Below are 18,705 nucleotides of genomic sequence, written 5' to 3'. Positions count from 1 at the left end.
GCGCGTTTTTGGGAAGTCCCACGTCCTGACCTGCGCTGACGAGGCGTGGGGTGGCATCCGCGCGGGACGGCGGAAGGCGGCGTTTCGGTCCGGGTGGACGCAGGCGCTGGTCATGCAGGCCGAGAACACACCACGGTCACCGCCCGAGCCGGCTCCCACGTGGTGGGCCCGGTGAACGCAACCGCCACAGCCCTCCACCACGCCGACATCGCCGTCGTCGTCACGAACGGCCACATCACCCGCGACGCCAACCCGTGGCCAGCGTCACCGCATCCCGCTGCACGAACTGCGGCGGCTACCGGCCGTACGGCGACACGGGAAACCCCTGCGCCTGGCCCGAGGCGCGTCGTCCTCAACGTCCACGACGAACTGAGTACGTGGGGCAGCCGGGGCCGGGGTTCCCGCACCCACTGCCGTACAGGTTGCGCGTCTGTACGGCCGTCGGTGCAACTCCCGAACCAAGGCACAGACCGCGCCCCTCCCCGTGGACGCCGAGGCCGATGCCGGCCACCTGGCCCCGGCAGCCGGACCGATCCCCGCGACTCCGCACGACGGACCGGGAACCCGCACCGGCCCAAACACTTCAGCCCTCGTCTGCGCAGAGTCCTCTCGACTGCGCCGGTCAGCTGCGACGGTGCGCCGACTCCTCCAGCCGCTCCACCAGTTCGGCTGCCATCGCCTTGATGGTTTCCAGCCCCTTGCGCCCCCACGGCTGTGGATCCTGGTCGACCACGCAGATCGTCCCGAGCACCACGCCGGTGCTGTCTATCAGCGGCGCGCCCAGGTAGGAGTGGACGCCTATCGCGTCGACCACCGGGTTGCCGGCGAACCGCGGGAAGTCCCGGATGTCCTCCAGCACCAGCGCCCGGCGGCGCTTGACCACGTGCGGGCAGATGCCCATGTCGATGTCGCGGGGCATGACGCGGCCGGGCACCGGGTCCTCCAGCAACGGCGGTCCCACGTGGACCGTGCCGTCCTGGGCGGCGCTGTACAAGCCTGCGAAGTACTGGCGGTCGGCGTCGAGGAAGAAGTTGACCCCGGCGTAGCAGCCGCCGGTATGGTGGGCCAGTTCCCGTGCGAAGGCGTCGAGTTCCGCATCCGGACGGGCGTCGATGCCCAACTCGCGCAGCCGCTCGGAGCGGGCACGCACCTGTGGGTCCTCCGGGGGGAGGAGCAGGTGGCGCAGGGCGATCCCGGATTCAGGCCCGGATGAGGGGTTGGTCGGTGTCCCTGCCATGGGAACTCCTTGTCGTGAGCAGATGCTGAATCAGTTCGAGCAGCACACGGATGCCCGAGCTCTGGACGCGGGCGTCGCACAACACCACCGGCACCTCTGGGCTGAGGTCGAGCGCGGCCCGCACCTCCTCCCCGCGGTAGCGGTGGGCGCCGTCGAACTCGTTGACGGCAACGACGAAGGGCATGCCACGCCGCTCGAAGAAGTCCACCGCCGCAAAGGAGTGGTCCAGCCTGCGGGTGTCGGCGAGAACCACCGCCCCGAGCGCTCCCTCGGAGAGTTCGTCCCACATGAACCAGAAGCGCTCCTGTCCGGGGGTGCCGAACAAGTACAGGACATGGGACGGACTGAGCGTGATCCGGCCGAAGTCCAGCGCCACCGTGGTCGTGGCCTTGTCCTCCACTCCGTCCAGCCGGTCCGTGGCGGCGCTGACGGCCGTCAGCATCTCCTCGGTGCTCAGCGGCTCGATCTCGCTGAGCGCGTTGACGAGGGTGGTCTTGCCCACGCCGAACCCGCCGGCGATCAGCACCTTGATCCCCACCGGCAGGACTTCGGCGGGCAGCAGGTCACAGTCGTTTGAGGAGGCCATCGCGTACCGCTTCCAGGAGGTCCCGATCAGGTTGTGCGTCGCGGCTGCCCGGGGACGCCGGTGGCGCATCTCCTGCGACCACCGCACCTCCCTCGGCCAGATCGGACAGCAGCACCTTGACCACGGCGGCGGGCACCTGCATCCGGGCCGCGACCTCGGCGACGCTCACCGGCCGCTCGCACAGCGCCAGCACCTGCGCATGGTCCAGTCCGAAGGCACCGTCCGTCTGGGCGCCAGTGGCCCGCACCATCGTCACCAGCGTGAAGTGGGACGTGGCTCTGGTCCGGCCGTCGCTCACCGTGTAGGGACGGATCAGCCGCCCGGCCGCTTCGTTGACCAGCGGTCCGTCCGGGAGGACCGGCGCCATCATCCCACCGGGTGCCGGGGCGGCGTGGCCAGGTGCGGGCGCACGCTCTTCACCATCATCCCCATCTCGTAGCCCAGCACCGCCGCGTCCGCCTCACGTCCGGCCAGCACCGCCAGCACCGCGCCGTGCCCGGCGGCCGAGACGAACAGCAGCGAACTGCTGAGCTCCGTCACGATCTGTCGTACGTCCCCGCCGTCGTCGAAGTGCCGGCCCGCGCTGCGCGCCAACGAGTACAGCCCGCTGGCGAGGGCGGCCAGCTGGTCCGCGGCGTCCTCGTCGAGCCCCTCCGCTGCCTTCACCAGCCCGTCCGAGGACAGCAACAGGGCGCTTCGTGCGTGCGGCACCCGGTTCACCAGACCCGTCAACAGCCAGGAAAGGTCTTCGCTCGCCACGATCGTGTACTCCTCTTCGACGGAAGGAAACAGCTTGCTGGACGGGGCCCCGGGCCTTGAGGGCGGCATGGCTGTCAGGGCGTCTCCGCTTCCTCGGCCCTGCGCAGTCCGGTCTGGAATGCGGCCATCAGCCCCGGGTCGTGTGCGATGTCCTCGGAGGTACCGGCGCTGGGGACCGGGTGCGGCCGTTCGGCGGGGCGGTCCTGGCGGCGGCGCTGAGGCAGCTGCGGGCGGTCGGCCTCGCTGTCGGAGGTCACCGGGATGGGCTGGCGTTCGGATTCGGATACGCGCGGATCCCCAGCGACGGCCATCTCGGTCGCCCCGGGGTCCTCCGCCTCGGCCTCCACTGCGTCCTGCACTGCCGCGTCAGGGGTCGGGACGGTGTGGTGCGCGGGCGCGGGAGCTGTCGGCTGAGGGCCGAGCAGTGCGCTGGGCAGCACCATGACGGCCTGAGTGCCGCCGTAGACGTTGCTCAGCAACTGCACGGCGACGTCGTGCCGCTGGGCCAGGACGGAGACCACGTACAGGCCGATCCGGCCGTCCTGCAGCAGCTCGCCGACGGAGACCTTGTCGGGTGCGCTCAAGACGGTGTTCATCTGGTTGCGCTCTGCCGGGGACATGCCCAGGCCCCGGTCCTCGACCTCGATCGCCACCCCCGCGGCGACGGGCTCCACCCGCACGTGCACGGTGGTCTGGGGCGGCGAGAAGATCGTCGCGTTCTCCAGCAGCTCGGCCAGCAGATGGACGACGTCGACCACGGCGTGGCCGCTGACCGTTCCCTCGATGGGCGGGACCAGCTTGACCCGGGCGTACTGGTCGATCTCGGCGACGGCGGAACGCAGCACGTCGGTCAGGCCGACGGGGCGGGTCCACTGGCGGTGTGTCTTCGCGCCGCCGAGCACGGCCAGGTTCTCGGCGTAGCGGCGGATCCGGGTGGACAGGTGGTCTACCCGGAACAGCCCCTTGAGCAGGTCGGGGTCCTCGACCTCGTTCTCCAGGGTGTCCAGCAGGCCGATCTCGCGGTGCACCAGCGATTCGAGGCGGCGCGCCAGGTTGGCGAACACCTCGAACTGCTCCAGCCGGGAGGCGTGTTCCACACCCACCGCACGGGCGGCGGTCTCGAGCAGAGCTGCCTCCGCCTCCTGCCGGGCCGCAGCGATCTCGAACCCGAGGCGGGAGAGTTCGTCCGGGCCGGTCGGCGGCGGCAGTTCCGGCCGACGCCGCACAGGGCGCTCCCCGGCCCGCAACCGGCGGCACAGCGACTCCAGTTCCGTTCGGCCGTCGGCTGTAGCACGGGTGAGCTCAGCCAACTCGGCACGGTTCCGGTCGGCCGAGCGGGACAGCTCCGCCCAGTGCTCGGTGACTGCTCGTGCCTCCGCCGCAGCCCGTATGCCCGCGATCCCGGCCGCCATGGCGCCGACGAGGACCACGCCGCCGAACACCGCGCCCTGGCCCGCCCGGTCCAGGTGGCCGTCGCTGACCAGCGCGGTGGCCACGGCACCGGTCACGGCGACCACGCCCGGCGGCAGCACGGATGACAGCACCAGACGCCGCCTCAAGGACCCGGCTCGCGACTGGGCCGGCACATGGGAGGGCGCGGGCGACGTCGGCCGGTCGTCCGGCGGAATGGAAGGATCAGGCATAAAAGTCCCCGGACAGTACGATGATCGGGTCGAGCGCGCACGTTATCGCGCACCAGGACCTCGGTGTCAGCCCCTGGCGCGTACAGAAATCGAACCGTTGTCCTCAGGCGACGGCTGTCACCAGCAGTCTGGGAGACAATCGCCACGCCTCCACGAGAAAGTCGCCACGCCTCCACGAGCCATCCGTGCCGTCGATGTCGGCGTCCCTCGTCGCCACTGCGCCTGCCGGACGACGGCCGAGGTGGCCCGTCGAGCGTCCGTCGGGAAACGGCCGCTGGTGCAGGCCGTGCCCCCTGAGCCCGCACGCGTCGGTGATCTTTCGTCTGTTCGGGCGCGGTCGCCGGGGCGCGGCTCGTAGCGTCGTCGCATGGGTGCCGGTCGCGCGAGGGGCGGGGTGGGCTGCATGCGGGACAGGAAGGCGTGGTTGGAGGCGCTGAGGGTTCTGCGCGACCTGGAGCGGGAAGCCGAGTGGGGCTGGGTGCCTTCCGGTGACCTGCGGCCGCATCATCAGCAGGGGGGTGGAGACCGCCGTCGGACACGGCTTGGTGGAGCTGGCGGATGTATTGATCCGCGCGGAACTGTCCGCTCATGCGGGCCGGCCCATCCTGTGGGCGGCTCGGCTCACCGCGTGCGGCCATGACGTTCTGACGTACGCCGACGCAGTCCCCACCCTGCCCCCACAGCAAAGTCCGGCCGAGGGTGAGCAGTTGGTCGAGCTGCGGCCGGCGGAGATGGGGGCGCTGCGCGTCTACGTGGGCCTGGAGACGCGGCTGCGGGTGCCGCGGCCGAGGGTTTGGCGGAGCGGGTGCGCACGGCGTGCTTCGACCGGCCCGGCAACCGCTGGCAGTTGTGCCTGACGCCGGCGCAGACCGAGTCGGTCGCCTATGCCTTCCACCTGCGCGCCATGGGCGGCTCGGTCGCGGAAGCCAACCGGTTCGGCCGACAGTACGGTGTCGCCTTCCGCGCCGACCGGCCCGCCGGCACGCTGCGCCTGAATCACCCGAGCTGAGCCCCGAGGCCGGCGACAACACCAGTACATGAGGCTGGGGGCGTCGGTCTGCGCGTCCTGCTCGTTGTTCCCTAGAAGCGACAGCGCGGCGCGCCCAGCCGGCGCAGGGCCTCGCCTCGGGAAGTCGTGACGAGGCCCCCATCAGCTCTGCAAAAACCGATTGGCGGACCACGGCAGCCGCTGCTACTTTCGCGGAGGCCGTGCGAGAGAACGAGGAGGTGGTACCCGTGAACGTATCGACATGGGTGCTCTCCTGCGGGGTCACGGTCGGGCGATAGGTCGTCCGGGAGCGCCGTTCAAGCGCACTCCCGAAAGGCACGACCATGGCCCTTCACTTCACTTCCGAACAGCGCCTCGACGACGGCGTCCTCGAACGCGAATTCACCCTCGGCGAGATCCCCGGCATCCTGTGGACGCCCACATCCGCGTCCGCCCCGGTGCCGCTGATCCTGCTCGGCCACCCCCCGCTCGGGCTGCACAAGATGTACCCCCGACTTGCGGCGCGGGCCCGGCAGGCCGCGGCCGACGGCTTCGCCGCGGCCACCATCGAGCTTCCCGGCAGCGGTGAACGGCCCCGCTGGGCCGCCGCAGAGCAGGCACGCGCCGACCTGCGCCGAGCCAGGGAAGCCGGCGAGCCGGTCAGCGACGAGATGATCGAGGCTCTCGTCCTCCCGCTCGTCGACAAGGCGGTCCCGGAATGGCAGGCCGCCCTCGACGCCCTCCTGTCGCTCCCGGAGATCGGCGGCCCGGTCGGGTACTCGGGGGGAGTGATCTCCATCGGCGTTCGCCTTGCGGTGGTCGAGCCGCGCATCGTCGCCGCCGGTTTCTTCGCGGGGAGTTTCGTGCCTCGCGCCATGTTCGAGGAGGCTCGCCAGGTCACCATCCCGCTGCACGTCCTGCTGCAGTGGGACGACGAAGGGAACGACCGGCAGGCGGCCCTGGACCTGTTCGACGCCTTCGGCTCCCAGGAGAAGTCCCTGCACGCCAATATGGGCGGGCACACCGGTGTCCCGCAGTTCGCGGGGGAGGCCGCGGCCGAGTTCTTCACCCGGCACCTGAAGTGAGGCCAGGCCGCCAGGCCACCAGCAGACGGTAAGCCATGTGGACCAGGATTCTGCTCGTCCAAGCCAGGCCACGGCGCTCCTCTGCTGTTCATGCCGCGGGCCCCTGCCAACTCGCAGGGGCCCGTGCTTCCCGAAGCCATGGACACGGCTCTGGCCGCTCGTGAATCACCTCAAGGAGAGGGCGCGGGGCGCCGATTTCGACGGCCGTGGCCACACACCGTCACATGTGCTCGTCCGCCGAGGCGGTGATGACAGCCTCGCGGTCGGTGGGCAGGAGTTCAAGCACCAGGGCCACAGCCTCTTCGGCGGTCTCGACTCGCCGATCACGGCGAAGGGACTGCGTCGGCGAACCCTGCCGCGGCAATGTCGGGCAGAACTGGTCGTGGAAGCAGGGGCAATCGCTCCCCAGGGGCTGTGGTCACGCGATTCCCCATGACCTGGCGGGCTCAGACCTCATCGAATGGTTCGTCACTCCACCTGAACCACGCACGTCCGTCGCTGATGTGCAGAAGAAACTCCGCGACCGGGCCTGACGGGGCCACCAGCGACAAGGTGTCCGCGATCCGGTCGTAGGAGTCGTCGAACCGCTCGTACTCCTCCGCCTCCATCAGAGCCAGCGACTCGTCGAACCACGGCTTCACCTCTCCGAACGTCGGCGTGGGAACGAAGCGACCGTTCAACCAGGGAAAGTCGGCCTCATCGATCACGATCTCGCCGAGCAGATCCTCCTGCCGCATCAGTCGCCAGACTTCGCCCTCGAAACCCATCCCGCCCGCTCTCCATCCATGTCCTGGTGTCGCCGGGCAGCCTCTCACGCCGCAAGGACAACGAGGCACGAGCCCTACTGAGGTTTCGCCCCAGGGAGACGGTGAATTCGCTGAGGGGTGTATCTCTGGGGGATGCGGCACCCGATGGGGGTGGCCTGACCGCGAAGCAGCGGGCCCGGCGGGAGCAAGTGCGGTTCGAAGCTGCCGAGTTATTCACGCAAGGGGTGACGCCGCCGCAGGTCGCGCGGCGTTTGCGCGTCTCGCGGAAGCCCGCCTATACATGGCATGCCCGCCAGCGGGGCGGCGGTGTACAGGCCCTGCGGTCCAAAGGGCCGTCCGGGCGTCCGTCACGGATGAAGCCCGAGTGACGGGCCCGGCTGGCGGCGGAGCTGGAAAAGGGACCGGCCGCGCACGGCTGGACGGAGGGCCAACGCTGGACGGGTTCATCGCCGAGACCGGGCTGATCACGACGCCGCCATGACGTCACCCTGGGGCGAAAACCTCAGTAGCTGAGCGGAGGGCCCCGCCAAGGCGGACCGACCTTCAGGTGCGGCCTGGTGGGGCCGTCGCCGGAAGGTTTCACTGGGCCACGCTGCCGGGCGGGGACACTTCTGGTTACAGCACGCCCGTGCCAGCCTGATCGGTCGGGAGGCCCGACCAGCTCATAGGTGGAGCGGCACGGGCAGCAGTGCGCTGCACTCCCGGAAGCACCCCCACTGACGGTCAGACGCGCTTCGTAGTGACGCTTTCGCTGTGCCTCACACCAGATGGGGCGACACGGGCACAGGCAGGGCTCCGGCCGGAGCCGACGTCATGCCGCCGCGCGCTCGGCGGCCGGCCGGCGGCGCAGTTCGGGGCGCTGGAGGGCCGACGGCTGGTAGGTCATGTCCAGCGTGCCGGTGTCGGTGCCGGGCGGCACGATCGCGTCGATCCGGTCCAGCACGTCGTCGGTGAGGGTGACGTCGACACCCCTGAGCAGGTCGTCCAGGTGCTCCATGGTCCGCGGTCCGAGGAGGGCGGACGTCACGCCCGGGTGGGCGAGTACGAAGCCCATCGCGAGATGCGTGAGCGGCAGGCCGGCCTCCTCGGCCAGCGGGATGAGCTGCTCGACTACGTCGAGCCGACGGTCGTCCGTGAGGTGCCGGAAGCCGTACCTAGACCGGTGTGTCGCGGCCTCCTGGCCCTTGCGGTACCGCCCCGTCAGCAGGCCGCCGCCGAGGGGCGACCAGACCAGGGTGCCCATGCCGAACCCTTGCGCCACCGGGAGCACCTCGCGCTCGATGCCCCGGTTCAGGATCGAGTAGACCGGCTGCTCGGTGCGCGGCCGGGCCAGCCCGCGCCGCTCGGCGACCCAGTGCGCCTGGACGATGTCGGAGGCCGGCAGGGCCGACGTGCCGAAGGTGCGGATCTTGCCGGCCCGTTGCAGATCGGTGAGGGCCGCGAGGGTCTCCTCGATGTCCGTGTCGGGGTCTGGGCGGTGGATCTGGTAGATGTCCACGTAGTCGGTGTCGAGGCGGCGCAGTGAGTCCTCCAGCGCGCGCACCAGCCAGCGCCGGGACGCGCCCTGGTGGTTCGGCTCGTCGCTCATCGGGTTCCGGGCCTTGGTCGCGAGCACGACGTCGGTCCGCCGTCCCTTCAGCGCCCGGCCGACGATCTCCTCCGACTCGCCGTGCGCGTACATGTCGGCGGTGTCGACGAGATTGATGCCGGCGTCGAGCGCCCGGTGGATGATGCGGACGCAGTCGTCGTGGTCGGGGTTGCCAAGGGCACCGAACATCATCGCACCGAGGGCGTAGGGGCTGACCTTGATCCCGGTCCGGCCGAGGCTGCGGTAGCGCATGGTGTCTCCTTCAGGTCTTCCTGCTGTGTCGCTGACACCAGCCTGTCTGTCGTTCGCCGGACTATGAATACTTGTGAATCCAGATTTCTTGCGCGAGAGTACGGACATGGATCCCGACCGACTCTCCGAGGCACTCGACGTGGTTGAGGTGCGCAGCGTGCTGACCGGCGGCGTCGCGGCCCGCGGCGGTTGGTGGGCCCGCGGCCCGCTTGCCGATCCGGTCAAGTTCTTCGCGATGGTGAGCGGGCGTGCCCGGCTCACCACCGACGGCGTCGTCGAACCGATCGACCTCGTGGCGGGTGACGTGGCAATCCTCACCGGGCGCTCGTGGGTGGCCTTCGAGGCCGGCGCGACGCCGCGCCACGAGGTCCAGCCGGAGTCGGACTTCTCCACCGCCCGCTTCGCGGGCTCGGACCCTGCCGTCGACGACGTTGTGATCGGCGGCTGCGTCAGCGTGAACGAGGCCGGGCGGACGCTCCTGCTGGAGTCGCTTCCGCCGGTGGCCCACATCCGGTCCTCCGCCGCCGCAGACGGGGACCGGCTGCTCGCCGCCCTGCTGCGGCTCTTCGACGAGGCGACCGGCGACCGGCTCGGCTCGGCCTTCGCGATCCGGCAGTACGGCCAACTGCTCCTGCTGGAGGTGCTGCGCTGCTACGTCGACCAGACCCTCCTGCCCTCCGGCTGGTTGCGCCTGCTCGTCGACGAGCGCCTGCGCCCCGCCGTCGACCTGCTCCACGGCCGCCCCGAACACGCATGGGGGTTGGAGGAGTTGGCGCGCGCTGCATCGATGTCCCGGACCACATTCGCGGAGCGGTTCCGCGAGGCCGCCGGTGTACCGCCGCTCACCTACCTGGGCCGGTGGCGCATGCTGCTGGCCCAGCGCGCGCTGCGGAACGGCGACGCCCGCGTCGCGGCGCTCGCCGCCGAGCTGGGCTACGGCTCGGAGAGCGCGTTCAGCACGGCGTTCAAGCGCGTTGTCGGGGAGTCGCCGCAGCGCTACCGGGCGCGCGTGCGCCAGGAAGCCGTTCCGATCACGGGCCGGTGACGGAGATCAGCCCTGAACGGAGCCGGCGCGCCTCGGGTACCTGTCCGGGCTCAGGAGAACTCGCGGTATGTCGCACAGTGGGCGAGAGGCCGCCCCGTCTGCTCAGTGGCGGTTCGACGGACTCTTCTACTTTCGACGGACCCTTCTTCTGCTGAGCGCACGTGGTCTCCGCCTTGGGTGAAGATCCGACCGGACCGCGGTCAGTCGATGCCCTCGACGATGCGGAAGTCGCGCTCGACGCCGTGGAGAGGACGACCAGCGCCTCCTGGTAGGCCGCACTCTCGCGCACCGCGACGGCCTGCTCGAAGCTGTCGAACTCGATCAGCACGGTGCGCTCGGCGATTCCGGCGTCGTGCGCCACGACCCGACCGCCGCGAACGAGGACCCGACCGCCCCCGGCCTCGACGGCCAGACGGGCCAGCTTGTTGTAAGCAGCCAGCTTCTCAGGATCTGAAATGGTCCGGTAGACGCTGACCCAGTAGCCCTTGGGCATGGAACCTCCAGTGTGGGGATGAGTGCATCTGACTTACGGGTTGGTCTCGGACGAGCGTCGGCGGGCGAGAACGAGGCTTGTCAGCGTCGTGATCGCCATGGCGCCGATGCCGACCAGCGCCGCGGTGGTGTAGGCGCTGTCGTCGGGGAAGAGGCGGCCGGGGCCGGTGCCCACGGCGAGGATCAGGCCGCCGAGGGCGCTGCCCAGGGAGTACCCGACGCTGCGGACGACGTAGTTGAAGCTCATGGCGCTCGACGTCTCGCTCTTGGGGGTGACGGCCAGGATGACGCCGGGCATCGCGGCCGAGAAGCCGCCGACCCCGAAGCCGAGCACGCCCATCGCCGCGAACAGTTCGGCCAGGTCCGACCGGGCCGCCGCGAACAGGGCGAACCCGCCGCCGACCACGACGGCGCTGCCGGCCAGGAGCAGGGGGTCGGCGATCCGCGTCCGGACCCGCGGCGTGAGCTTGCCGGCGACGAACCCCAGCACCGAGAACGGGATGAGGACCAGCCCGGCGACGAAGGTCGTCAGCCCGAAGCCGTAGCCGGCGCCGTGCGGCGTCTGCGCGTACCGGGTGATGAGCGTGAGCAGGAGGTACATGCCGATCCCGCCGACGAACATGGCGAGGTTCGCCCCGGCGACCGCCGGGTGCCGCACCGCCCGCACATCGACCAGGGGTGTCGTGCTGCGCAGCTCGATGACGGCCCAGACGCAGAGCAGCACCACCGCGCCGACGGCGAGGCCCGCCGCCACGGCCAGGTGTCGGCTCCACAGGTTCCGTTCGCCGGCGAGGAACAGCACCAGGAGCAGCGCAGCGGCCAGGACGACCGCGCCTGCCACGTCCACGTGGGCGGAGCGGCCTTCGGGGGCTTCGGGAATGGAGCGCCACGCGGTCAGGAGGGCGGCGGTGGTGACGACCAGGCCGAGGCCGTAGGCGGCCCGTACTCCGCCGAGTTCGGCGAGCAGTGCGGCCAGCGGGTAGCCGACGCCGGCCCCGATGATCGAGACCACCGAGATCAGGGCGATCACGGCCGCGCTGCGCTCCTCGGGGAGGTGGTCCCGGGCCACGCCCATCATCAGTGCTGTCAGCCCGAGCCCGAGGCCCTGGGCCGCCCTGCCGGCCAGCAGCCACGCGAACGGCAGCGGCAGCACGGTGAGCGCGCTGCCGGCGACGACGACCGCCAGCGTGGCGAGGATCGTGGCCCGACGGTGCGGGCCGGCTCCGAGCCGGCCCAGGACCGGCGTGGCGACGGCGCCGCTGAGCAGCGCGACGGTCAGCGTCCACTGCGCGCTGCCGAGCGAGACGTGGAACGAGGTCGCCACGCTGGTGATGAGCGGCGTCCCGAGGCTGGCGACCGCCGCCACGACCAGAGCGATGAACATCAGGGCGGGGACCAGCAGTCGCGCCTCGGACGGCGCCGCCGGGAACGCCTTCGCCGCGACCCCGTCGGCCGGCTGCCCGGTCACTGCTTCGGCCCTTCGCGGTCCTGGCTTTCGAGCTCGGCCAGATGCTTCAGCGCCGGAAGGGCCGCCACCAGCGCCTCGACCTCGTCGCCGGTGAGCTCGCCGATCAACCGCTCGAACGCGTGGACGCCCGCCTGGTGCCGCGTCCGGACATAGGAGGCGCCGGCCTCGGTCAGGCACACCAGCGTGACCCGCTTGTCGGACGCGTCGCCCCGCCGCTCGACCAGACCGGACTCCTCCATCACCCGGACCAGGGCGGTCATCGCGGGCTGGGTGACCCCCTCGACCGCGGCCAGATCGGTGATGCGTCGCGGGCCGGTCCGGTCCAGGGTGGCCAGGGTGGCGGCGGACGTCAGGCTCATGTCACGGGGCAGGCGTCTCGCGGCCCTGGTGGCCAGGCCGTAGAGGGCTGCCCCGATGGCGGCGGACGCGCCAGGAGCGGTGTCGTGACGACTCATGCTCGAAGCATAACACTTTTATATTCACAGTTTATGGAAATGGTCGACCAGGAGGCCGTCGCTTCAACGACCCAGCGGTGGCGGCCAGTCGTGCGGAACACGTGATGCCCTTGCGGCCGATGCGACGGCGGATACCTCTCTCGCTCAGCCGACGGCGCAGGTGGTCGCAGTCGTATCCCTTGTCGGCGTGGAGCTTGACCGGGCGACGGCGACGTGGGCCACGTCCGGATCGGACCGGTGGGACGCCGCGCGTGAGTGGTTGCAGGCCGAGGCTGTCGTACATGTTGGCGCCGGAGACGCCCAGGGACAGCGGTGGTCCACAACTCGTCCGGCACCAACCGCTCAGTCCGTCAAAGCCCAGCGCCCTGATGGCAAGTGGGGCTCGGTGCACTCCGAGGTCCTGTACGAGCACGCGGTGGCCGCCTCCGCGCTCTACAACGAGCTGGTGATGGCCGAGGCGTGCGAGGCGCTGGGGCTGGCCTCCGAGCCGCGCACCGTCACCGCCGGGCGCCGCCCGGTCATGGAGATCGCTGGGGTGCCGCACGAGCTGATCCGCTGGACCTCCCGGCGCAGCGACCAGATCGCCGCCTGCCTTGAGGGCCTGGAGCACGAGTACGTCACCGCCGTCGATGACGGCGAGCCGCGGTTCCTGCCCGTGGTCACCGAGCGGGCTCGCGCCAAGCTGAACCGGATCGCCGCGAAGACGGCGCGCCCGCCGAAGCAGCAGGCCTGCCCGTTCGCCCAGCTGCGCGCATGGTGGAAGGCGAGCGCGCTCCGCACCTCCGGGGTGGTCGCCGACGTCATCAACTCCCTCCTCGAGCACGCCCGTGCCGCAGCGGCAGCGATCCGGGCCCGGGTCGCCGCCGTGGTCGATGTCGCCGTGGCGGCCGTCGACGTCGCCGCGACGGTGTTCGTGATGAACAGCGGCGGCCGGTTCCACCGCCGGCATCTGCTCGCCGAGGCCCGCCGTCACCTCGCTCTCGTCCTGCGCGGCCGCCGCCGCGAGCCGGGCCTGGACGAGCACATCGTGGACGCCGCGCTCGCCACGTACTGCGTGGACATCAGCGAGCCGAAGACGCTGCGCGGCCTGATGCCCGCCTACCGCCTGTACACCGCCCGCTGGTCACTGGCCGACCTCACCTCCGACCGCCGGCGCCCGCCCACCACCGCCCCCGACCGTCAGCCACCGGCCGACCCGAGTGCACTCGCCGCACCCCGGCCTCCGGGCCTGGAGCTGGGGGAGTGGGAGATAGCCCGCGTGCCGTTGCAGTACGAACGGGCCGCCCTCGCCGGCGCTGCGGTCCGCGAGAAGCTGCGCTCCACTGCCGCGCGGGGCCGGGTATTCGACGTCGTCGCGCATCAGCAGGCGGCGATGCCCGAGCAGCTGCTTGCACCCGAGGACCCGCGCCCCGGCGACCCGACCCGCTGGGACTGGTGTGGCGACACTCCCTGACCGGCGGCCGTCGACCGGCGCGTCCCCCACCGTCCGGCGGTGATAGGCGTGCACCTTTGCCGCCGGCGTCCCGCACACCGGACACGGCACCGCCACATCCCGAGTGCGGGCCGCGACCACCACCGCATCACCGCCGTCCGCCACATGCTCAACGACCAGCGCCGACAGCCCGGAAACACCGTTCCCACAAGGGAGTTGACGTCTACCGCAAGATCATAATCGTGGACGGCCACTCGGCGTCACCACCGACTACGGGCCAGACCCGTTCGCTGGACACACCCATCCCTACTCTCCCGGCCGCTCCGGGTAGCCGTACGAGGTGGTCCAGTTCGCCAGGATGCGCTCGCGGATGTGGGCCGGCCAGCCGTTGGTGAAGCTGCCTTTGACCGGGCGCTGGTCCTTGGGGAAGCGGTCGGCGAGCAGGCAGTTGTGGACGACCTTACCGGCGCGGTAGGTGTGCTGTTCTTCCTCGGTGAGGTAGACGGAGAGTGCGGCGGTGGGTTTGGCGGGGAAGTGGACTTCGCCGCGTTCGGGGTGGGTGCGAGTGGCGAAGGCCCAGACGACGTCGTTGACGTCGGTGATGTCGATGTCGTCCTCGACGAGCAGTACCTTGGGGACACCGAAGCCGGCCTTGCCGGTGAAGACGATGTCGCCGACCCGGCGGGCGAGTTCGGGGGAGGACGTGGCGAGCGTTTCGTGCCAGTCGGGGGTCACGGAGACGATCAGCCAGTGCAGGGCGGACTCGTAGGAGAACCAGGCGGAGGCTGCCGGCAGGCCGGCCTTGCGGAGTTGGTAGAGGATCTCGGCTGCATGCATGGTGCCGGTGCCGGTGTGGTCCTCCTCGACCGGCGGTCCGGCCGCGACGACCGGGAGGATCGCCCCGTGCCGGTGGGTGATCGCGCTGACGTGGAAGACCGGCTTGGGGGAGGCCTCGAAGCTGTTGTATCCGGGGTACTCGTTCATGGGGCCTTCGTCGGCCGTCTCGTCGAAGGCGATGTGTCCTTCGATGACGATCTCGGCGGTGGCCGGCACGGACAGGTCCACGGTCTCCGCGGGGACGACCGCGATGCCTTCGCCGAACAGGGCCCCGACGAAGTGGCTTTCGTCCGCTCCTTCCGGCAGCGGCATCGCGCCCGCATACGGCAGTGCCGGCTCGACCCCGAGTGCGAGTGCGATCGGCATCGGCTCGCCGCGCTCGGCCCATTGGGCGCGGATGATGCCGAGGTGCTGGGGTCCGGGGATGAGGCAGGCGAGCCGGTTCTTGCCGGCGATCATCATGCGATTGATGGACCAGTTCGTCCAGGAACCGTCGGGCGTGCGGGCGATGTTCATGCCGTAGGTCTGGATGTACCGTCCGCCGTCGTTGCCGTGGATCAGCGGGGTCGGGAAGGCGAACAGGTCGATGGCGTCGCCGAGCAGGACGTTCTCCTTGCAGGGGGCTTTGGCTGCCGGGACCTGGATCGGCGGGATGCCGGGGCGGGCGCGGGCGGCGACCACGGCCTCCATGATGTCTCTGCCGGAGGTTTCGGCGGGCAGGCCGAGTGCGAGGGCGATCCGGGCGAGCCGGTGCCGGGGCCCGGACAGGCCGCCGGGCGCGCCGAGCACCCGGAGGCCGGTGCCGGTGTAGCCGGTGATCGTGTTGAACAGCGGGGCGGGGGCCTTGAGGTCGTAGGAGCGGCGGACGATCGCGCCGATCTCCAGGTTCCAGTCGACCTCGGCGTCGATCTCGTTGATCTCGCCGATCGCGTCCAGCTCCGCGATGAACTCACGCAGGCTGCGCAGATGGTTCATGGGATTCCTCGTCGTTCGGTCGCCGGGCGGCACCGCCGTCCCAGCGCGCAAGCTCGGACACCTCGATGCCCAGCAGGTCAAGGGCGCGGCCGACGGTGTGGTCGATGATGTCCTCGACCGTGCCGGGCCGCAGGTAGAACGCGGGTACCGGAGGCATGACGATCCCGCCGGCCTCGGTCACCGCGGTCATGGCGCGCAGATGGGTGAGGGTCAACGGGGTCTCGCGGACCATCAGGACCAGGCGGCGGCGTTCCTTCAGCGTCACGTCCGCGGCGCGGGTGAGCAGGTTGTCGCCGCCCGCGAAGGCGATCGCGGACAGGGTGCGCACGGAGCAGGGCGCCACGATCATCCCGTCGGCGGGGAAGGAGCCCGAGGCGATCGCCGCCCCGATGTCGGCGGGCCGGTGGCTGACGTCTGCGAGGGCAGCCAGGTCACGGGCGCTCAGATCCGTCTCGTACGCCCTCGTCCGCTGGCCCGCAGGGGTCACGACCAGGTGCGTCTCCACACCCGCCTTGCGGGCCAGTTCCAGCACGCGAACGCCGTAGGCGATGCCGGTCGCGCCGCTGATGCCCACCACCACACGACGCGGCCGGCCTGTCTGGCTGTTCAGTGGTCCGCCCCGCTCTGCCAGGCGGCCGCGTGTTCGGCCGCGAAGGCGGCGAACGACCGCGCCGGTCGGCCGGTCAGCTTCTCCACGTCCGTCGTGACGGCCGACGCGCCGTCGGCCGCGTACAGCCCGTACAGCTCGACCATGCCCTGCGCCCGCCAGGGATCCCACCCGCCGGCGAGCAGCCCGGCCAGAGCCGCTTGCGGGTCCGCCGCCTCGTACGTCACCGGGTGGCCGGCCGCCTGGCCGAGCACCCCGGCGATCTCGGCGTGCGTCAGCGCGGCCGGGCCGGTCAGCGTGTAGAAGGCGCCGTCGTGGCCGTCGCCGGTCAGCACCGTGACCGCGGCCTGCGCGACGTCCCGCGTGTCGACGTAGGACACCGAGCCCGTTCCGGCCGGCAGCGCCAGCCGGCCGCTGCGCACCGCCTCGGCCATGCCCAGGAAGTTCTGGAAGAAACCGTTCGGCGCCAGCACCGTCCAAGGGAGCCCGGACGCGCCCAGGTGCGCGAACCCGGCGGTGTGCGCGGTGAGGAACCGCACGCCCTCGCCATGCTGCCCGACCCCGGCGGCGGCGTGCAGCACGATCCGCGGGTGCCGCCCGGTGCGTGCGGCGGCGTCGATCACGTTCCGTTCGTGCGCGTCCATCTCCGGGTGGACCGCGACCAGCAGATAGACGACGTCGGCGTCGGCCAGGGCCACGTCCAGCGAGGCCGGGTCGGTGAAATCGGCGGCCATCACCTCCACACCGGCGTCCCATCCGGCCGGTACCGCCGAGCCTGCCCGCACCAGCGCCCGGACGTGAGCGCCCTGCGCCCGCAGGAGGGCGACGACGTCCGATCCGACGGTCCCGGCCGCTCCGGTGACGACGATCATTCATTTCCCCCTGAGTCGACTGCCGCAGTGGTGCCTCGAACACCGCGGGGGACCGATCCAGCCGCCCGCGCCAACCAGACGATCTCAGCCGGGAGTTGATGGAACAAGGCAGAATCGGTACACAATCCATCAGCCACACTCATTGATCAGGGGGCAGTGGAGTGGACCTGACGGAGATAGAGGCCTTCCTCACGCTGTCGGAGGAACTGCACTTCGGCCGTACCGCCGAGCGGTTGCTGCTGTCCCAGTCCCGGGTCAGCCAGCTGATCCGGTCGCTGGAACGCCGGATCGGCGCACCGCTGTTCACCCGCACCAGCCGCCGAGTCGCCCTGACCCCGCTGGGTGAGCACACCCGGCACACCCTCGGCGCGGCCTACACAAATCTCAGAAAGAGCTACGACGAGGCGTGCGCGATCGCCCAGGGCGTGACCGGCACGCTCTGCGTCGGCTTCCTCGGCTGCCTCAACGGGCCGCCGCTGACCGAGCTGATGCTCGACTTCGGCCGCCGGCACCCGGCCTGCGAGATCACGGTTGCGGAAGTGCCCTGGACCGACCCGTACGGACCACTGCGCAAAGGCGAGATGGACGTCGTGTTCACCCTGCTGCCACTGGACGAACCGGACCTGAAGGTGGGGACGGTCCTGGTGTCTCATGGCCGCGTGCTGGCCGTGGCCCGCGACCACCTGCTGGCGCGGCGGGACTCGGTAGATATCGAGGACCTGGCGGACTGGGTGCTGCTCGACGGCCCCGCCGAACTGCCCGAGGCCCTGCGGCACGGCTTCTGCCCGCCCTTCACCCCGCTGGGCCAGCCCCTGCGGCGCGGTCCGGGCGGCCGCACCTACCAGGAGGCGCTGCACCGGGTCGCCACCGGGGAACGCGTGTGGACCACTCACCAGGGGCTCTTCCAGACTTACGCGCACCCCGGAGTGATCCACCGTACGTTGACCGGCCTACCCCCGGCCAGCGGCGCGCTGGTGTGGCGTGCGGACGCGGAAACCGCCAAGTTACGCGCCTTCACGGCGCTGGGCACGCAGATGGTCTCCGGCTGGACCGGGTGAGGAGCCGGGTCGCCGGGTTCTCCGCGACGTCCAGGGCGCGTTACCAGCCGAGCAGCAGCACGACCTTGGCTGCCTTCTCCGGCGCCTGCAGAAAACGGGCGCTCACGCGGAGGCCCTCACCGGCACGGCTGGGGTCTGCAGCTGGGCGGAAAGCTTGGCCACGGCCTCGGGGAGCACTCGGTAGCAGACCCAGGTGGCGCGCCACTCGGAGTCGGCCAACACGGCCTCGCGCAGCACCGTCAGATGGTGGGAGATAACGAGGGCGGCATGAGCGTGGACCGTGCGGTGCGCAGGGCGCTGGACGCCCTGTGCCCAGGGGCGATCGTGCAGGTGCACATCGGTACGACCGAGGGCCAGGGCGAGGTGATCGACGCGGAGGCATTGCCACGGATCCTCGACGCGATCGCCGCCCACGGCTACCGCGTCATCGACCTTCGCACCCTCCTCGCCGGGGTGTCTCTCCGGCGCTTGCCTGTTTCGCCTTCGTGGCGGTCGAGTTCGGTCAGCAGGCGCCGTAGTGATGCCCTGGTGGCGTGGATCTCCTCGTCGGGGATGGCTG

The 18,705-nt window shown here is 70.9% G+C and carries 19 protein-coding genes and 5 pseudogenes; 8 read left to right on the top strand and 16 right to left on the bottom strand.

Features of this window, described 5'->3' with window-relative positions; translation table 11 throughout:
- Positions 1 to 484 precede the first annotated feature (484 nt).
- Positions 485 to 606 (top strand): annotated as a pseudogene (locus AB0D93_RS39575) (IS110 family transposase); the annotation flags it as partial.
- Between the two features lie 16 nt (positions 607 to 622).
- Here the strand turns inward: AB0D93_RS39575 and AB0D93_RS39570 are convergent.
- The 5 genes from AB0D93_RS39570 to AB0D93_RS39550 all read right to left on the bottom strand — a co-directional run bounded on the left by AB0D93_RS39570 (position 623) and on the right by AB0D93_RS39550 (position 4,126).
- Entirely contained in the window at positions 623 to 1,237 is a 615-nt protein-coding gene (locus AB0D93_RS39570) for a GAF domain-containing protein (RefSeq protein ID WP_362130949.1), read from the bottom strand.
- Complete coding sequence (locus tag AB0D93_RS39565; protein WP_362130947.1) at positions 1,200 to 1,823, bottom strand: ATP/GTP-binding protein; 624 nt, start codon at positions 1,821 to 1,823, stop codon at positions 1,200 to 1,202. Before AB0D93_RS39565 ends, AB0D93_RS39570 begins: the two co-directional genes overlap by 38 nt.
- Entirely contained in the window at positions 1,801 to 2,190 is a 390-nt protein-coding gene (locus AB0D93_RS39560; RefSeq protein WP_362131027.1) for a DUF742 domain-containing protein, read from the bottom strand. Before AB0D93_RS39560 ends, AB0D93_RS39565 begins: the two co-directional genes overlap by 23 nt.
- The gene (locus tag AB0D93_RS39555; RefSeq protein WP_362130944.1) at positions 2,190 to 2,582 is read right to left on the bottom strand and encodes a roadblock/LC7 domain-containing protein; all 393 of its coding nucleotides are present in this window, start codon (positions 2,580 to 2,582) and stop codon (positions 2,190 to 2,192) included. Before AB0D93_RS39555 ends, AB0D93_RS39560 begins: the two co-directional genes overlap by 1 nt.
- Before the next feature lie 74 nt (positions 2,583 to 2,656).
- Positions 2,657 to 4,126 carry an ATP-binding protein gene (locus tag AB0D93_RS39550; protein ID WP_362130941.1) on the bottom strand — a complete coding sequence of 490 codons (1,470 nt, stop codon included), beginning with the start codon at positions 4,124 to 4,126 and terminating at the stop codon, positions 2,657 to 2,659.
- 892 nt (positions 4,127 to 5,018) lie between these two features.
- On the opposite strand from AB0D93_RS39550, the gene AB0D93_RS39545 reads away from it, so the two are divergent.
- Positions 5,019 to 5,234, top strand: coding sequence for a DUF6417 family protein (locus AB0D93_RS39545; protein WP_362130939.1), 216 nt, complete (start codon positions 5,019 to 5,021; stop codon positions 5,232 to 5,234).
- Between the two features lie 323 nt (positions 5,235 to 5,557).
- Positions 5,558 to 6,298 (top strand): alpha/beta hydrolase, encoded by a 741-nt coding sequence (locus tag AB0D93_RS39540; protein WP_362130936.1) that lies wholly within the window; start codon positions 5,558 to 5,560, stop codon positions 6,296 to 6,298.
- Between the two features lie 446 nt (positions 6,299 to 6,744).
- Here the strand turns inward: AB0D93_RS39540 and AB0D93_RS39535 are convergent, their stop codons facing one another.
- Positions 6,745 to 7,065: a hypothetical protein gene (locus AB0D93_RS39535; RefSeq protein ID WP_362130934.1), complete on the bottom strand. Its 321-nt coding sequence runs from the start codon at positions 7,063 to 7,065 to the stop codon at positions 6,745 to 6,747.
- A 26-nt stretch (positions 7,066 to 7,091) separates the two neighbouring features.
- Here AB0D93_RS39535 and AB0D93_RS39530 point away from each other — a divergent pair, with 26 nt between their 5' ends.
- Positions 7,092 to 7,433 carry a helix-turn-helix domain-containing protein gene (locus tag AB0D93_RS39530; RefSeq protein WP_362130931.1) on the top strand — a complete coding sequence of 114 codons (342 nt, stop codon included), beginning with the start codon at positions 7,092 to 7,094 and terminating at the stop codon, positions 7,431 to 7,433.
- A gap of 443 nt (positions 7,434 to 7,876) precedes the next feature.
- Here the strand turns inward: AB0D93_RS39530 and AB0D93_RS39525 are convergent, their stop codons facing one another.
- A complete protein-coding gene (locus AB0D93_RS39525) occupies positions 7,877 to 8,905 on the bottom strand; it encodes an aldo/keto reductase (RefSeq protein ID WP_362130928.1) in 1,029 nt (342 codons plus the stop codon).
- Positions 8,906 to 9,011: 106 nt separating this feature from the next.
- On the opposite strand from AB0D93_RS39525, the gene AB0D93_RS39520 reads away from it, so the two are divergent.
- Complete coding sequence (locus AB0D93_RS39520; RefSeq protein ID WP_362130925.1) at positions 9,012 to 9,950, top strand: AraC family transcriptional regulator; 939 nt, start codon at positions 9,012 to 9,014, stop codon at positions 9,948 to 9,950.
- A gap of 200 nt (positions 9,951 to 10,150) precedes the next feature.
- On the opposite strand, the pseudogene AB0D93_RS39515 reads toward AB0D93_RS39520, so the two are convergent.
- The 4 genes and pseudogenes from AB0D93_RS39515 to AB0D93_RS39500 all read right to left on the bottom strand — a co-directional run.
- Positions 10,151 to 10,443: pseudogene (locus AB0D93_RS39515) on the bottom strand (DUF1330 domain-containing protein).
- Between the two features lie 33 nt (positions 10,444 to 10,476).
- On the bottom strand, positions 10,477 to 11,910 hold the full coding sequence (locus AB0D93_RS39510) for an MFS transporter (RefSeq protein WP_362130922.1): 1,434 nt from the start codon (positions 11,908 to 11,910) through the stop codon (positions 10,477 to 10,479).
- Positions 11,907 to 12,269 carry a MarR family transcriptional regulator gene (locus tag AB0D93_RS39505; RefSeq protein ID WP_362131024.1) on the bottom strand — a complete coding sequence of 121 codons (363 nt, stop codon included), beginning with the start codon at positions 12,267 to 12,269 and terminating at the stop codon, positions 11,907 to 11,909. The genes AB0D93_RS39510 and AB0D93_RS39505 overlap by 4 nt, the downstream gene beginning before the upstream one ends.
- A gap of 143 nt (positions 12,270 to 12,412) precedes the next feature.
- Positions 12,413 to 12,678 (bottom strand): annotated as a pseudogene (locus AB0D93_RS39500) (IS5/IS1182 family transposase); the annotation flags it as partial.
- Between AB0D93_RS39500 and AB0D93_RS39495 the strand changes: the two are divergent.
- Entirely contained in the window at positions 12,625 to 13,818 is a 1,194-nt protein-coding gene (locus AB0D93_RS39495) for a relaxase domain-containing protein (protein ID WP_362130919.1), read from the top strand. The pseudogene AB0D93_RS39500 and the gene AB0D93_RS39495 overlap by 54 nt on opposite strands.
- On the opposite strand, the pseudogene AB0D93_RS39490 reads toward AB0D93_RS39495, so the two are convergent.
- From AB0D93_RS39490 to AB0D93_RS39475, 4 genes and pseudogenes are all read right to left on the bottom strand, one after another.
- A pseudogene (locus AB0D93_RS39490) lies at positions 13,819 to 13,986 on the bottom strand (ISL3 family transposase); the annotation flags it as partial.
- A 117-nt stretch (positions 13,987 to 14,103) separates the two neighbouring features.
- A complete protein-coding gene (locus tag AB0D93_RS39485) occupies positions 14,104 to 15,609 on the bottom strand; it encodes a UbiD family decarboxylase (protein WP_362130917.1) in 1,506 nt (501 codons plus the stop codon).
- The gene (locus tag AB0D93_RS39480) at positions 15,584 to 16,186 is read right to left on the bottom strand and encodes a UbiX family flavin prenyltransferase (protein ID WP_362130915.1); all 603 of its coding nucleotides are present in this window, start codon (positions 16,184 to 16,186) and stop codon (positions 15,584 to 15,586) included. Before AB0D93_RS39480 ends, AB0D93_RS39485 begins: the two co-directional genes overlap by 26 nt.
- 29 nt (positions 16,187 to 16,215) lie before the next feature.
- Positions 16,216 to 17,088, bottom strand: a complete 873-nt coding sequence (locus AB0D93_RS39475) for an NAD(P)H-binding protein (protein ID WP_362130912.1) — start codon at positions 17,086 to 17,088, stop codon at positions 16,216 to 16,218.
- 161 nt (positions 17,089 to 17,249) lie between these two features.
- On the opposite strand from AB0D93_RS39475, the gene AB0D93_RS39470 reads away from it, so the two are divergent.
- Complete coding sequence (locus AB0D93_RS39470; protein ID WP_362130909.1) at positions 17,250 to 18,146, top strand: LysR family transcriptional regulator; 897 nt, start codon at positions 17,250 to 17,252, stop codon at positions 18,144 to 18,146.
- A gap of 102 nt (positions 18,147 to 18,248) precedes the next feature.
- On the opposite strand, the gene AB0D93_RS39465 is transcribed toward AB0D93_RS39470, so the two are convergent.
- Complete coding sequence (locus AB0D93_RS39465) at positions 18,249 to 18,383, bottom strand: hypothetical protein (protein WP_362130906.1); 135 nt, start codon at positions 18,381 to 18,383, stop codon at positions 18,249 to 18,251.
- Between the two features lie 30 nt (positions 18,384 to 18,413).
- Between AB0D93_RS39465 and AB0D93_RS39460 the strand changes: the two are divergent.
- Positions 18,414 to 18,705 (top strand): annotated as a pseudogene (locus AB0D93_RS39460) (hypothetical protein); the annotation flags it as partial.

Origin of the sequence: Streptomyces sp. NPDC048191 (assembly GCF_040652655.1) — a bacterium.
Classification (GTDB): Bacteria; Actinomycetota; Actinomycetes; order Streptomycetales; family Streptomycetaceae; genus Streptomyces.
The sequence above is the reverse complement of the archived record's forward strand: the minus strand, read 5'-3'. Positions and strand labels throughout refer to the sequence as shown.

Coding starts and splice junctions, on each gene's coding strand:
- AB0D93_RS39570 (WP_362130949.1), bottom strand. CDS start 1,237: ATGGCAGGGACACCGACCAACCCCTCATCCGGGCCTGAATCCGGGATC.
- AB0D93_RS39565 (WP_362130947.1), bottom strand. CDS start 1,823: ATGGCCTCCTCAAACGACTGTGACCTGCTGCCCGCCGAAGTCCTGCCG.
- AB0D93_RS39560 (WP_362131027.1), bottom strand. CDS start 2,190: ATGGCGCCGGTCCTCCCGGACGGACCGCTGGTCAACGAAGCGGCCGGG.
- AB0D93_RS39540 (WP_362130936.1), top strand. CDS start 5,558: ATGGCCCTTCACTTCACTTCCGAACAGCGCCTCGACGACGGCGTCCTC.
- AB0D93_RS39535 (WP_362130934.1), bottom strand. CDS start 7,065: ATGGGTTTCGAGGGCGAAGTCTGGCGACTGATGCGGCAGGAGGATCTG.
- AB0D93_RS39525 (WP_362130928.1), bottom strand. CDS start 8,905: ATGCGCTACCGCAGCCTCGGCCGGACCGGGATCAAGGTCAGCCCCTAC.
- AB0D93_RS39520 (WP_362130925.1), top strand. CDS start 9,012: ATGGATCCCGACCGACTCTCCGAGGCACTCGACGTGGTTGAGGTGCGC.
- AB0D93_RS39505 (WP_362131024.1), bottom strand. CDS start 12,269: ATGAGCCTGACGTCCGCCGCCACCCTGGCCACCCTGGACCGGACCGGC.
- AB0D93_RS39485 (WP_362130917.1), bottom strand. CDS start 15,609: ATGAACCATCTGCGCAGCCTGCGTGAGTTCATCGCGGAGCTGGACGCG.
- AB0D93_RS39475 (WP_362130912.1), bottom strand. CDS start 17,088: ATGATCGTCGTCACCGGAGCGGCCGGGACCGTCGGATCGGACGTCGTC.